We start from the raw sequence: 13,899 nt of genomic DNA on the forward strand, positions 1-13,899 counted from the left end.
GGACCCCGATGAGCGAGTGCCTGTTCTGCAAGATCGCGGCGAAGGAGATCCCGGCCGCGGTGGTGTACGAGGACGACGCCATTCTGGCATTCAAGGACATCTTCCCCCAGGCGCCGGTGCATCTGCTGGTCATCCCCAAGGAGCACTGCGCGGGGCTGGGCGACATGACGCCCCGGATCACGGCGGCCGTGGGCCGGATCCCCCAGGTGGCGGTCCGCCTGGCGGAGGAGGCCGGCGTGCTGGAGGCCGGCTGGCGCCTCCTCACCAACTGCGGCCCCGATTCGGGGCAGTCGGTGTTCCACCTCCATTTCCACCTCCTGGGCGGGAAGCCGCTGGGAGGGAAGCTCTGCCAGTGAGCGGGCCCCTGCTCCGCGCGACCGCCCGGGGAAGCTGTGATCACAGGGAGATCCGCACCGGCATTGGATCCGCGGGCTCCTCGTGATCTCCGTCACAGCAGGGCGGGCCTATCTTTCCGGTGGCGATCAACCGTTCCACCCACGGTCCGCGAGGTAAAGGTGGCAGGCCCCGGCCCGCCCGGGACCCGGTCCCCGGACGACCTGGTGGCCCGAGACCGGAAGTCGAAGGTCCCGCTGGAGTTGCCATGCCCTCCTCCACTCCCATCGCACCCCGCTCCGGCTCCAGCCTCGTCCACCGGTTGAGGGATGCCACGGGGGTGTCGCTGGCCTTCTGCGACCAGTGCGGAACCTGCACGTCCGCCTGCCCTTCGGCCGCCGTCATGGACCTGCCGCCCTGCCGGCTGGTGCGCCTGGCCCAGACGGGATTCGAGGGTTTCGACCGGCGGGTCCTCGCCTCCGAGGCGATCTGGCACTGCACGGACTGCGAGATCTGTGCGAAGCGCTGCCCCCAGGACGTGGACTTGCCCAGGGCCATGGCCTTCTTCCGGACCGAGGCCGAGCGGCTGGGTCTCGCCCGCGCCCCGGAGGCGGTCGCCGCCGCGGTCATCCATTTCGAGGGGCGCTGGTCCAAGATGCAGGCGCGGATTCCCGTCAGCTGATCCCGCCGGGACACGCCGGCGCGGGGTCGCGGTCAGCGCGCCGGGCGGGCGCGCGCGGGCCCGAGGGTGGCCCCTTCAAGGACCTGCACCGGGACGATGACATGCCGGATGGCATCCCTCTCGATGGCGTTCAGGGCGAGGTTGACGGCTTCGTGGGCGATGGAGGGGATGTCCTGGGCCACGGAGGCGAGGCCGGGGTAGAGGTCCACCAGGCCATCGAAACCCAGCACTGACACCTGCTCGGGCACGGCCACGCCGAGGTCCGCCAGGGCGCCGAGGGCGCCGACGGCCATCTCGTCCGTGGCGCAGAAGATCCCCGTGGGGCGGTGCCCCTGGAGCCAGGCGTCCCGCATGAGGCGGTAGCCCCCGAGGACGGATCCGCCACCGCGGAGGATCGTCGGGGCCAGGGAGCCGCCCCGGTGTTCCGCGAGGGCCGCGGTGAAGCCCGCCGCGCGGTCCACGGCCCACTGGTGCTCGTCGGCCACCGTGAGGTGGAGGAGGTCCCAGTGGCCCAGGGCCAGGAGGCGCTCTGCGGCCAGGCGACCGCCCCCCATGTCGTCCGGGGCGACGCAGGAGATGTTCGGGTGGTGGCCGATGAGGGCCCCGGGGACCCCTCGCCGCCAGAGCGTGGCCAGGCGCTGGTCGATGTCGGCGCAGTGGAACATCAGCACGGCATCGAGCTTGCGCCGTACCGGCGTCAGATCCACGGGCAGCTCCACGAACTGGGTGGCCCGCACCTGCATCTCCCGCAGCAGCGCCCGCCAGATGACGTTGAAGTAGGGCGACAGGCGGTTCTCGCCGGCGCCCACCCAGATGCCGAGCGTGTGCTTGGTGCGCCGGGACAGTTCCCGGGCCACCGGATCGGGCTCGTAGCCGAGCTTCTTCATCACGGCGAGGACCGTGGCGCGGGTATCTGTCGCCACGGTGGGCTTGCCGTTGATGACGCGGCTCACCGTGCCGGTGGAGACACCGGCCTGCCGTGCGATCTCGCCGATGGTGATCTTCATGGCATGTGGGATTCCAGGGGGTGGGGCCATCCATGAATACCGTCCGGTCCATGGGGCGTCAATCCAAGGCGGCGCGGGAGCTCCAGGTCAGGACACCGACCAGGCGTGGGCCGCGCCATGGAGGCTGAGGTCGTAGTCGCAGGCCAGGAAGACCGGCGTGGTCCGGGCCAGGCGGTCCAGATGGTCCCGGTAGTTGCGCTCGAAGCGGGCCATGAACCGGCGCTCCTTCAGGAAATGGTCCACGTTCTTCGCGGCGATGCCGCCAGCGAGGAAGAGCCCCCCCGAGGGGAGGAACGCGGCGCAGAGGTCGGCGCAGACCCGGGCGTAGAGATCTACGAAGATCACCATGGCGCGGCCGCAGGCGGGATCGCTCTCCGCCAGGGCGGAGATCGCCGCGGGCCGGGTCTCCTCCGAAAGCTCGAGGATCGCCGCACCCTCGGGCGTGCAGGCCACCCGGCGGGTCTCCACCAGGAACCGGAAGATGCGGCCAAGTCCCGGGCCCGAAACGGCCAGCTCCGCGCCCGGTGGGCCCGGCAGGCCCTCTGCCAGATGGCGCCACAGGGCCAGGCTGTCCTCATCGTAGACCGGCAGGCCGATGTGCCCGCCCTCGCTGGGGAAGGCGCGGATCCCCGAAGGGGACGTGACGAGGAAGCCCACGCCGAGTCCCGTTCCGGCGCCGACCACCAGCACCAGCCCTCCGGGGGCCGGCTCGGGCAGGCTGCCGTCCACGTGCGGCAGGGGGATGGCCTGGGCGGGGTCCGCCAGGTCCAGGTGGAGCGTTCCGGCGGAGAGGGCGATGAAGTCGTTGACCACCTTCACGGGGATTCCCAGGGCGCCCTCCAGGTCCGGTCCGTCGATGTCCCAGGGGGCATTGGTGAGGCGGATGCGGCCATCCACCACGGGACCGGCACCGGCGAGGCAGGCCCGGCCGGGACGGAGGAAGGGATCCACGGCCAGGAAGCGCAGGATGGGTTCGGTCAGGGACCGTTCCTCCTGGGTGCGGAATCGCGCCTTCCGGAGGAGGCGGAAGCCCGGGCCCTCGGGGATGAGGAGGGCCAGGTTGAGGTTGGTGCCTCCGACATCGGCCACGAGAATCGGACTGTTAACGGTTGCATCCGACACGTCATCACCTCTGAGCAGGGCGCGATCCCTGGGACCAGCGCGAAGAGGACCGGCGTGGGGCAGGAGGACGCGCCGCAAGGCGCTGCCTCGGAAGGGGGGCGACGGGCCGGACCAGGGAGGGGACCCGGCAGGAGACCATGGATGCCGCCTGGATGCAACGGATCAGCCCGCTCCTGTGCGCTTCGTCAATTGCCGGGAGAGGCTTTCCGGACAGCGCTTGACAGACCCGGAACGGCGAAGGAACATACCTGCGACTTCCTTGTAACCGTTTACATGAGACCTCACGGACCCCAGCCTGCCTGAACCAGTTCCGCCCCCTCATGGCAGGTCCCTCCGTCCCGATCACCCAGTTTGTAACCGCTTACAACTTCCATCAAGCCGCTGCGAAGCCCCTCCGTCCCCGATTCCCCCCAGGCCCTCCATGCCAACCAGTCCGACCACCCGAGGAACCCAGGCCCCTGACGCCCGCCGGCCGTCCGGGGCTCCGGCCGGTTCCGCCGAATGGTGGCGAGGCGCCTCCATCTACCAGATCTATCCCCGGAGCTTCCAGGACACCAACGGCGATGGGGTGGGGGACCTGCCGGGCATCACGGCCCACCTCTCCTACGTGGCGGACCTGGGGGTGGACGCCATCTGGATCTCCCCCTTCTTCACCTCGCCCATGCGGGACTTCGGCTACGACGTGTCGAACTACCGCGACGTGGATCCCACCTTCGGCACCCTGGCGGATTTCGACCGCCTGGTGGCGGAGGCGCACCGGCTGGGCCTGAAGGTGCTCATCGATCAGGTGCTCTCCCATTCCTCCGACCAGCATCCCTGGTTCCGGGAGAGCCGCGCCAGCCGCACGGGCGCGAAGGCCGACTGGTACGTCTGGGCCGAGGCCCGGCCCGACGGCACGCCCCCCAACAACTGGCTGTCCGTCTTCGGCGGGCCCGCCTGGACCTGGGAGCCGCGACGCCGGCAGTACTACCTCCACAACTTCCTGGAATCCCAGCCGGACCTGAACTTCCACCACGAGCCGGTGCAGGCGCAGCTGCTCCAGGAGGTGCGGTTCTGGATGGAGCGCGGCGTCGACGGTTTCCGTTTCGACGCCTGCAACTTCCACTTCCACGATCCGAAGCTGCGGAACAACCCGCCCGCCCGCCCCGGGAAGGTGGAGTTGACCTCCGTCCGCGAGGGCAATCCCTACGGCCGGCAGGTCCACCGCTATGACAAGAGCCGTCCGGAGAACCTGGCCTTCCTGAAGCGCCTCCGGAAGCTGATGAACGAGTATGGCGTGGCCAGCGTGGGGGAGATCGGGGACGAGGGGGCCCTGGCCACCATGGCGGAGTACACCGCCGACGGCGACAAGCTCCACATGGCCTATGGCTTCAGCCTCTTCACGGAGGAGTTCACCGCCCGGCGCATCCGCTCCGTGGTCCAGGAGTTCGAGCGGGGCATCAGCCGGGGCGGGGGCTGGGGCTGCTGGTCCCTCTCCAACCACGACTGCACGCGGGTGGTCACCCGCTGGGGGCAGGGCGTGGATGATCCCGCCTTCCCGAAACTGCTGGTGGCCATGCTGGGTTCCTTGCGGGGGAGCTTCTGCATCTACCAGGGCGAGGAACTCGGCCTGCCGGAGGCGGAGGTGCCCTTCGACCGGCTCATCGACCCCTACGGCATCGCCTTCTGGCCCGACTTCAAGGGCCGCGACGGCTGCCGCACCCCCATGCCCTGGACCAGCGCGGTGCCCCGGGGCGGGTTCTCGGAGGTGGAGCCCTGGCTGCCCATGTTCCAGGACCATCTCCGGCGGTCGGTGGCCGCGCAGACCGCCGATCCCCATTCCGTCCTCCACTTCTACCGGCGCTTCCTCGCCTGGCGGAAGGGCTCGGCGGCCCTCCGCCGGGGCAGCATCCACTTCTACCGGGCCGGAGAGCCGATCCTGGCGCTCCTGAGGCAGGAGGCGGACGAGAAGATCCTGGCCGTCTTCAACCTCGGGGCCCGGCCCGTCCAGCACACCCTCCCGGTTCCGGCGCGCCCCCTCGAAGGCCATGGCCTCGAGGCCTGCCGGCTGGAGGGCCGCATCCTTCACCTCCCCCCCTGGGGCGGGTTCTTCGGCCGCGTGGGCTGATCCCATCAAGGCCCCTTGTTCAACGCAGTACCCACTCAACCAGCCGCCGCGCGGCTATTCACTGGAGGCAAGTCCGATGAAGCGCAACCCTAACCTGCTGGCCGCCCTCGCCGTGGTGCTGGCCGCCGGCCCGCTGTTCGGCCAGGACGTGTTCGAACTCCACGGCTACATGCGCGCCGGCACCGGCCGCTCCTCCAACGGCGGCGAGCAGGCCACCTTCTACCTCCCCGGCACCGCCGACAGCGTCACGGGTGGCCCCGGCTACCGGCTCGGCAACGAGACCGACAACTACCTCGAGCTCGCCATGGACGTCCGCGCCTACGACAAGGACGGCGTGACCTTCAAGCTCCACTTCCGTCCCTCCTTCCGCCAGTACTACTCCGCCCGGGATGCGTCCTCGGATGCGGGCGGCAACGTGGACGGCTCCATGGCCTCGAATCCCAACCAGCAGGTCTGGCTGCGTGAGGGCTGGGGCGAGGCTGCCGGCGTGCTCGGCAACAGCAGCTTCTTCAAGGACGCCACCCTCTGGGCCGGCCGGCGCTTCTACCAGCGCCAGGACCTCCACATCCGCGACTACTGGTACTGGAACAACAGCGGCGACGGCGTGGGCATCGAGAACATCGACCTCGGTTTCGGCAAGCTTCACTACGCCTACATCCAGCATGACACCGGCAATGTCGCGACCTGGTGGAACAACAACGGTACCGGCTCCAGCTGGAACCCCGTGGGCGTGCTCAACACCAACGTCTACACCCTGAACGGCAAGGTCGTGGTGGGCTCCCACGACATCCGCCTGTCCGACGTCTCTCCCTGGGAGAATGCCACCTTCACCTTCGGCATCCAGTACAACGAGCCCCACGTCCGCAAGGACGTCGCCGGCCCCTCCAACAACAACGTGGGCCGCCAGTACAGCATCCTCTACACCCAGTCCGGCATCTGGGGCGGCGACAACAAGGTCTACCTGACCAAGGGCGACGGGTCCACCTTCTGGAACTGGTACAACCCTGAGGTCTCCACCAAGAACAACTGGTGGGAGGTGATGGACGCCCTCTTCGTCCAGCCGAACGCCCACTTCGGAATGCAGGCGGTGGCCATCTACCGCAACCAGAAGTCCCCCAACGAGCCCGGCGGCGGCCTCTTCATGGGCACCTCCAACAGCACCGAGGCCAAGTGGACCTCCCTCGGCGCCCGTCCGACCTGGTTCATCACCAAGCACTTCAGCGTCGCCGCCGAAGTCGGCGTGGACCACCTGAAGTTCGACGGGGAGTCCGACACCCGCAGCCTCACCAAGAAGACGGTGGCCCTCCAGTGGAGCCCCCAGAGCAGCTTCTGGTCCCGTCCGCAGCTCCGCCTCTTCGTCACCAAGGCGAACTGGAACCAGGTCGCCAACAACTGGGGCAGCATCGCCGGTGGCGTCTTCGGAACCTCCCTCGGCGGCACCACCTACGGCGCCCAGATCGAGGCCTGGTGGTAATCCCAAGGACAGTCGGGCGGCCCGTCTCCGGACGGGCCGTCCCCTGGCCGAGCCACCCAAGGATGTGATGTGAGACTCCGCACGCTCCTGACCGCCGCCACCCTGCTCGCCCTGCTCCTCGGAGGCGGGCTGGGCTGCCATGGCCCCAGCGCGGACGCCTCCGGCCGCTACCCGGTGGACACGACCACCATCGCCCCCGGGCAGCAGCTGGAGAACGCCCCGGGCTGGTACCGGGACGCGGTGGTGTACCACATCTGGGTGAAGGCCTTCGCCGATGGCGTCTACCAGGACGGCATCGGCGATCTTCCCGGCATCCAGTCGAAACTGGACTACCTCCAGTCGCTCGGCGTGAACGCGCTCTGGCTCTCGCCGATCTTCGAGTGCGGGTACAAGGGCGACAACATGCACGGGTACGACACGACGGACTACTACGCCGTGAACGACCGCTTCGGGACCCGCGCCGACCTCAAGAGCCTCATCGATGCGGTCCACGCCCGCGGCATGCGGATCCTCTTCGACTTCGTGCCGAACCACACCTCCACCCTGCACCCCTGGTTCACGAACAGCGCCACGCGGGACACCTGGTACCTCTGGCAGCCCGCGCCCCCGGCCGGCTGGGGCTACCCCTGGGGGGGCGGCACTTCGACGGATGTCTGGAAGCCCGGTGCCTCGGGCTGCTTCTACACGGCCTTCGGCGTGACCTCCCTGGCCGATCTCAACTGGTACAACCCCGCCGTGCAGACCGAACTCAGGAAGGTGGAGGTCTACTGGCTGGACCGGGGCTTCGACGGCATGCGGGTGGACGCGGTGCGCTACCTCTGCGAGTCGGGGCCGGGGCAGGGGGCGGACCAGCCGGATACCCATGTCCAGCTCCAGGCCTTCCGCAGCCTCATGGACGAATACGACACGGGCGACCTGCACCCGCATCCCGGGGGGGATCCTGCCAAGCACAGCAGCAAGGCGATGATCGCCGAGGCCTGGACGAACGACGCCTCGGGCGTCGCGCCCTACTACGGCAACGGCGCGAACGAGTTCCACATGTGCCTCGATTTCAGCGCGCCGTGGGCCATCTACAACACCATCAGCAAGGGGGACGCCACCCAGGTGACCTCGCTCTGGGACTACGAGCAGCGGACCTACCCCGCCGGCTACCAGACCGCGACCTTCGATTCGAACCACGACAACCTGATCTCCCGGCCCGGCACCCAGTACGGGGGCGATCGGGCGGAGGTCATCCTGGCCGAGGCCCTGAACCTCCTCTCCCCGGGGACCCCCATCCTCTACTACGGGAACGAGGTGGGCATGGCAGGTCAGTCGGGCTCGGACATCAACCTCCGGCAACCCATGGACTGGTCCCAGGCGGCGCTCCAGGCGACCCAGCCGGATTCCATCCTCAGCTGGTGCAGGTACCTCATCCAGGCCCGGAAGGCCTATCCTTCCCTCCGGGGCGGCTACGCGACGCTGGCCACCGATGCGGGCACCGGCAAGGCCCTGGCCTACCTGCGTTCGGCGGGGACCGAACGGGTGCTGGTGGTGGCGAACCTCACGACCGCGCCCCTGACCTTCACCGTCACCGGGCTCGCGGCCCAGGGTGTCCCCGCGGGTGGGCCTGTCCAGGCCGTCCTGGGCGACCTCCAGGGCGGCTCCACCGTCTCCGGAGACACCTGCACGATCGCCTCCCTGCCGCCCCACGGGCTCCGCGTGCTCTACCTCGCGGGCTCCGGCTTCCAAGGCACCATCCACGGCGATCTCCACTGACTTGCACAGGGGCCCCCAGGGCCTATCCATCAGCTCCAACCGCTCACTTTCCGGAATCCCCATGGCCGACCTCCAGTTCAAAGCCCTGCGCAAGTCCTTCGGGGACGCCGAGATCCTGCACGGGATCGACCTGGACATCCGCGACGGGGAGTTCATCGTCTTCGTGGGCCCCTCCGGCTGCGGGAAATCCACCCTCCTGCGGTGCATCGCCGGCCTGGAGGAGATCACCAGCGGGGAGATCAGCATCGGCGGGCAGCGGGTCAACGAGATCCCCCCGTCCAAGCGCGGCATCGCCATGGTGTTCCAGAGCTACGCGCTCTACCCGCACATGACGGTGGCCGAGAACATGGCCTTCGGGCTCAAGCTCGCCGGGCATTCCAAGACGGAGATCCAGGCGGCCGTCCTCCGGGCCGCCCAGATCCTCCAGATCGAACCCCTGCTGGACCGCAGACCCAAGGCGCTGTCGGGGGGGCAGCGCCAGCGGGTGGCCATCGGGCGGGCGATCGTACGGAAGCCCGGCGTCTTCCTCTTCGACGAGCCCCTCTCCAACCTCGACGCGGGGCTGCGGGTGCAGATGCGGGTGGAGCTGGCCCGGCTCCACGCGGACCTCGGCACCACCATGGTCTATGTCACCCATGACCAGGTGGAGGCCATGACCCTGGCCGATCGCATCGTGGTGATCAACCAGGGGCGCATCGAACAGGTCGGGGCACCCCTCGACCTCTACCGGCGCCCGGCGAACCGGTTCGTGGCGGGCTTCATCGGCTCCCCCAAGATGAACTTCCTGACCTGCAGCCTGGTCTCGGCGAGGGACACCGATGCCACCGTCCGCCTCGGGGACGGCACGCTGGTGACGGCCCAGGTCGACGCCCGGGGCCTGGCCGAAGGCACCCCGCTCACCCTGGGCATCCGCCCCGAACGCCTCCTGCCCGAGGCCACGGGGGGGGAGGACACCGCCAGGGCCACCGTCCTCGTGGCCGAGCACCTGGGGGATACCGTCTTCCTGCACATCCAGGGTCTCGAGGGCCAGGGCCAGATCACGGTGAAGGCCCCGCCCGAGACGCCCTTCCGGACCGACTCCGAGGTCCATCTCCGGTTCCCGGCCAAGCACTGCCACCTCTTCGGCCCGGACGACCGGGCCCTCACCCGCCTCATCTAGCACCTCCAACCCCGGGTCCCCCGGACATCACAAGGAGCGTTTCGTGAGCCACCCCACCACCTTCCGCAGACTCGCGGCCACCGTCGCCACCTTCCTCGTGGCCGGCGCCATGACCGTGGCCCAGGCCGCCCAGAAGGGCCAGCTGCTCGTCTGGATCAACGGCGACAAGGGCTACAAGGGCCTCCAGAAAGTCGGCGACGAGTTCGCCAAGAAGACCGGCATCAAGGTCATCGTCGAGCATCCCGAGGATGCCCCCGGCAAGTTCCAGGAAGCGGCCGAGGAGGGCAAGGGGCCCGACATCTGGATCTGGGCCCATGACCGCGTGGGCGAGTGGGCGGAGAGCGGCGTCATCAATGCCGTGACCCCCGGCAAGAAGATCAAGGACGACATCGACCCGGCCGCCTGGCAGGCCTTCACCATCAAAGGGAAGGTCTGGGCGTATCCCGTCGCCATCGAGGCCGTCTCGCTCATCTACAACAAGGCCCTGATCAAGACGCCCCCCAAGACCTTCGAGGAGATCTTCGCCCTCGACAAGGCCATGATGGCCAAGGGGAAGAAGGCCATTCTCTGGGACTACACCAACACCTACTTCACCATGCCCATGCTGGCGGCCAACGGGGGGTACGCCTTCAAGATGAAGGCCGATGGCACCTATGACCCGAAGGACACGGGCGTGAACAACGCCGGGTCCCTGAAGGGCGCCGAACTGCTCACGAAGATGGTCTCCACCGGCGTGATGCCCAAGGGCGCCACCTACGCGGACATGGAAGCCGGCATGGCGCAGGGCAAGCTCGGCATGATGATCAGCGGGCCCTGGGCCTGGGACAACCTCCGCAAGGCCAAGATCAATTTCGGCATCGCCAAGATCCCCAGCGTGGCCGGCAAGCCCTCCAAGCCCTTCGTGGGCTACATGGGCGCCATGATCACCAAGGCCGCCTCCGGCGCCGGCAACGTGGACGTCGCCCGCGAGTTCATCGAGAACTACATGCTGAGCCCGAACGGCATCGAGACCATCAACGCCGACGTGCCCATCGGTGCTCCCGCCAGCAAGGCGGCCTACGCGAAGATGAAGAACGACCCCTTCATCCAGACTTCCATGGCCAGCGCCCGCGATGGCGTGGTGATGCCCAACAACCCGCAGATGGGCCGCTTCTGGGCCGCCATGGTCTCCGCCCTGAACAACATGACCGAGGGCCGGCAGACCCCCAAGGAAGCCCTGGACGCCGCGGCCAAGCGGATCCTCAAGTAGCCCTCCACCCTTGGCGGGGGCGGACCGTGTGGCCCGCCCCCGCCCGGCTCCCGCCCCGTCCTCCGGAAGATCTGCGCATGCCCAAGGCCCTCAAGCGATTCCTCCTGCCCGCCGTGATCCTCGCGCTGGGACTGGCCGGGCTGTACGTCATCACCCTGGTCTATGCCATGGGCGAGAGCCTGCTCGCCGCCGTGATGCTCGCCACGCTGGCCTGTTTTGTCTGGATCTACACCACGCAGAAGGCCTACGTCTACCGGTACCTCTTCCCCGGCATCGGGGCGGCGCTGATCTTCGTCGTGTTCCCCATGCTCTACACCGTGCGCATCGGGTTCACCAACTACAGCTCGAAGAACCTGCTCAATTTCAAGCGGGCCACCCAATACCTCCTGGAGGAGACCTACCGGGCCGACGGCTCCACCTTCAATTCGGAGGTGGTCCCCGATGGCGGGAAGTGGCGGATCCGCCTCGAGGATGCCGACAGCGGGGCGGCGTTCCTGACCGGTGCGGTCGCGCTGGAGCCGACGGAGCAGACCGTGACCTTGCAGGCGGCTCCGACCTCGACCCCGGTCCCGGACGGGGCGATGTCGCTCCGTGACCTCATCGAGCGGCAGGACGCCCTGAAGAACCTCGTCGTGGTCATGCCCAGCGGCACCCACGTGCGCATGACCGGCCTGCACGAGTTCGCGCCCCAGCGCCTCCAGTACACCCGGAACCCGGACGGCAGCCTCACCAACAACCAGGATCAGAGCGTCCTGCGGCCCAATTTCAAGACCGGCTTCTACGAAACCGCCGACGGGGAACAGGTCCAGCCGGGCTTCCAGGTGGACATCGGCTGGCAGAACTACACCCAGATCTTCACGGACGCGTCCCTGCGCGAGCCCTTCGGCCGCATCTTCCTCTGGACGGTCGTCTTCTCGGCCCTGTCCGTGCTGTTCTGCACCTCGCTCGGCATGGTGCTGGCCGTCCTGCTCAGCTGGGATTCCCTGAGGTTCAAGGGCCTCTACCGCCTGCTGCTCTTCCTGCCCTACGCGATTCCCAGCTTCATCTCGATCCTGGTCTTCAAGGGGCTGTTCAACCAGAACACGGGCGAGATCAACCTGGTGCTCCACGGCCTCTTCGGCCTCAGCCCCACGTGGTTCTCGGACCCGTTCCTCGCCCGCACCATGCTGCTGATCGTGAACACCTGGCTGGGCTTCCCGTACATGATGGTGGTCTGCATGGGGCTCATCAAGGCGATCCCGAACGACCTCTACGAGGCGTCCGCCGTGGCCGGGGCGGGGCCGATCACGAACTTCTTCAGGATCACCATGCCGCTCGTCATCCGTCCCCTGACGCCCCTGCTGATCGCCTCCTTCGCGTTCAACTTCAACAACCTGGTGCTCGTCAACCTGTTGACCGGCGGTCTGCCCGATTTCCTGAACACCTCGGTGCCGGCCGGCACCACCGACCTCCTGGCCACCTACACCTACCGCATCGCTTTCCAGGATTCGGGCCAGAAGTTCGGTCTCGCGGCGGCGATCTCCACGGTGGTCTTCCTGATGGTGGCGGCGATCGCCCTGATCCAGATCCGCGCGACCAGGATCTCCCAGGACGACAAGGGCTGAAGGGAGCACATCATGGCCATCGTCATCGACAAGTCCCAGCGCTGGCGGATCTTCGCCGCCCATGCGTTCCTCATCGTCCTCTGCGCGATCGTGATCTTCCCGCTGCTCATGGTGGTGTCCATCTCCCTCCGGCCCGGCAATTTCGCCGCCGGCAGCCTCATCCCCAAATCCATCAGCCTCGATCACTGGCGCTTCGCCCTGGGACTGCCCGTCACGGGTCCGGACGGCCGGGTGACCCAGCCCGACCTGCCGGTGCTGCTCTGGCTCTGGAATTCGGTCAAGGTCGCGACCCTCTCCGCCACCGTGGCCGTGCTGCTGTCCACCACCGCGGCCTACGCCTTCGCACGCCTGAAGTTCGCCCGGAAGAAGGCGGCGCTGACGGGGCTGATGCTCATGCAGATGTTCCCGACGGTGCTCGCCCTGGTGGCCATCCATTCCATCTTCTCGCGGATCGGGCATGCCTTCCCGGCCATCGGCGTGAACAGCCACTGGTCCCTCGTGCTCGCCTATTCCGGCGGGATCGCGCTGCACATCTGGATCATCAAGGGCTTCTACGAGAGCATCCCGCCCGAGATCGAGGAAGCGGCGACCGTCGACGGCGCCACCCCCTGGCAGGCCTTCTGGCGGGTGCTGCTGCCCATGGCGCTGCCCATCCTCATGGTGGTGTTCCTGCTGGCCTTCATCGGCGCGGTGAACGAGTACCCCGTGGCCTCGATCCTGCTCCACAGCCAGGACCGCCTCACGATGGCCGTGGGCGCCAAGCAGTTCCTCTATGCCCAGCACTACCTCTGGGGGGATTTCGCGGCCGCCGCGATCCTCTCGGGCCTGCCAGTCTCGGTCGTGTTCATCCTCGCCCAGCGGTGGATGATCTCCGGCCTCACCTCCGGCGCCAACAAGGGCTGACGCTTCCCAAACCCGAGGGCGGCTCCGCCCTCCCTTTCCACAAGGAGTCCTGCATGAGCCTCCGCAGCACCTTCCTCAAGGTGATGGCCGTGTTCGCCCTGGCCCTCACCCCAGCTCTCGCCGCGCCCCCCGAGGGCATGATCGGGATCCACTACCACCGGGTGGACGGCAAGTACGAGAAGTGGGGCGTGCATCTCTGGAAGAGCCCCAACATGCCGCTGCCCGACATCGAGTGGCCGAATCCCATGATGCCCACCGGCAAGGACGACTTCGGCGTCTACTGGTACGTCAAGGCCAGCGAGTTCTCCACGGGCTCGAAGATGCAGGTGAACTACATCATCCACAAGGGCGACATCAAGGAACAGGGCGCCAAGGACATGGCCTTCGACGGTCTCCAGCACAAGGAGATCTGGGTCTGGGAGAAGGACCGAACCATCTACTACTCCCTCGAGGACTGCCTCAAGGCGCATCCCGCCGAACCTGCCAAGTAGGTCCACCTCC

Annotated in this window: 12 protein-coding genes; 10 read left to right on the plus strand and 2 right to left on the minus strand. The window is 68.0% G+C overall.

Annotation, left to right across the window (positions count from 1 at the left end; all coding sequences use genetic code 11):
- Positions 1 to 8: 8 nt before the first annotated feature.
- Entirely contained in the window at positions 9 to 356 is a 348-nt protein-coding gene (locus tag QSJ33_RS00985; protein ID WP_285722218.1) for a histidine triad nucleotide-binding protein, read from the plus strand.
- A 245-nt stretch (positions 357 to 601) separates the two neighbouring features.
- Positions 602 to 1,015, plus strand: a complete 414-nt coding sequence (locus QSJ33_RS00990) for a 4Fe-4S dicluster domain-containing protein (RefSeq protein WP_285722220.1) — start codon at positions 602 to 604, stop codon at positions 1,013 to 1,015.
- Positions 1,016 to 1,047: 32 nt separating this feature from the next.
- Here the strand turns inward: QSJ33_RS00990 and QSJ33_RS00995 are convergent, their stop codons facing one another.
- Both QSJ33_RS00995 and QSJ33_RS01000 read right to left on the minus strand, forming a co-directional pair.
- Positions 1,048 to 2,022, minus strand: coding sequence for a LacI family DNA-binding transcriptional regulator (locus QSJ33_RS00995; RefSeq protein WP_285722221.1), 975 nt, complete (start codon positions 2,020 to 2,022; stop codon positions 1,048 to 1,050).
- An 87-nt stretch (positions 2,023 to 2,109) separates the two neighbouring features.
- Positions 2,110 to 3,111, minus strand: a complete 1,002-nt coding sequence (locus tag QSJ33_RS01000) for a glucokinase (protein WP_285722223.1) — start codon at positions 3,109 to 3,111, stop codon at positions 2,110 to 2,112.
- 454 nt (positions 3,112 to 3,565) lie between these two features.
- Here QSJ33_RS01000 and QSJ33_RS01005 point away from each other — a divergent pair, with 454 nt between their 5' ends.
- The 8 genes from QSJ33_RS01005 (at position 3,566) to QSJ33_RS01040 (ending at position 13,889) form a co-directional block, all read left to right on the plus strand.
- Positions 3,566 to 5,251, plus strand: a complete 1,686-nt coding sequence (locus QSJ33_RS01005) for an alpha-amylase family glycosyl hydrolase (protein WP_285722225.1) — start codon at positions 3,566 to 3,568, stop codon at positions 5,249 to 5,251.
- Between the two features lie 76 nt (positions 5,252 to 5,327).
- Positions 5,328 to 6,725, plus strand: a complete 1,398-nt coding sequence (locus QSJ33_RS01010; protein WP_285722226.1) for a maltoporin — start codon at positions 5,328 to 5,330, stop codon at positions 6,723 to 6,725.
- A 69-nt stretch (positions 6,726 to 6,794) separates the two neighbouring features.
- Positions 6,795 to 8,483: an alpha-amylase family glycosyl hydrolase gene (locus QSJ33_RS01015; RefSeq protein WP_285722227.1), complete on the plus strand. Its 1,689-nt coding sequence runs from the start codon at positions 6,795 to 6,797 to the stop codon at positions 8,481 to 8,483.
- Between the two features lie 61 nt (positions 8,484 to 8,544).
- Positions 8,545 to 9,642 carry an ABC transporter ATP-binding protein gene (locus tag QSJ33_RS01020; protein WP_285722229.1) on the plus strand — a complete coding sequence of 366 codons (1,098 nt, stop codon included), beginning with the start codon at positions 8,545 to 8,547 and terminating at the stop codon, positions 9,640 to 9,642.
- A 43-nt stretch (positions 9,643 to 9,685) separates the two neighbouring features.
- Positions 9,686 to 10,891, plus strand: coding sequence for a maltose/maltodextrin ABC transporter substrate-binding protein MalE (malE, locus tag QSJ33_RS01025; protein ID WP_285722231.1), 1,206 nt, complete (start codon positions 9,686 to 9,688; stop codon positions 10,889 to 10,891).
- Between the two features lie 77 nt (positions 10,892 to 10,968).
- Complete coding sequence (gene malF, locus QSJ33_RS01030) at positions 10,969 to 12,495, plus strand: maltose ABC transporter permease MalF (RefSeq protein WP_285722232.1); 1,527 nt, start codon at positions 10,969 to 10,971, stop codon at positions 12,493 to 12,495.
- Between the two features lie 12 nt (positions 12,496 to 12,507).
- Positions 12,508 to 13,398, plus strand: a complete 891-nt coding sequence (malG, locus tag QSJ33_RS01035) for a maltose ABC transporter permease MalG (RefSeq protein ID WP_285722233.1) — start codon at positions 12,508 to 12,510, stop codon at positions 13,396 to 13,398.
- Between the two features lie 53 nt (positions 13,399 to 13,451).
- Positions 13,452 to 13,889 carry a pullulanase-associated domain-containing protein gene (locus tag QSJ33_RS01040; RefSeq protein ID WP_285722234.1) on the plus strand — a complete coding sequence of 146 codons (438 nt, stop codon included), beginning with the start codon at positions 13,452 to 13,454 and terminating at the stop codon, positions 13,887 to 13,889.
- The last annotated feature ends 10 nt before the right edge of the window (positions 13,890 to 13,899 follow it).

Source organism: Geothrix rubra, assembly GCF_030268065.1.
GTDB lineage: Bacteria > Acidobacteriota > Holophagae > Holophagales > Holophagaceae > Geothrix > Geothrix rubra.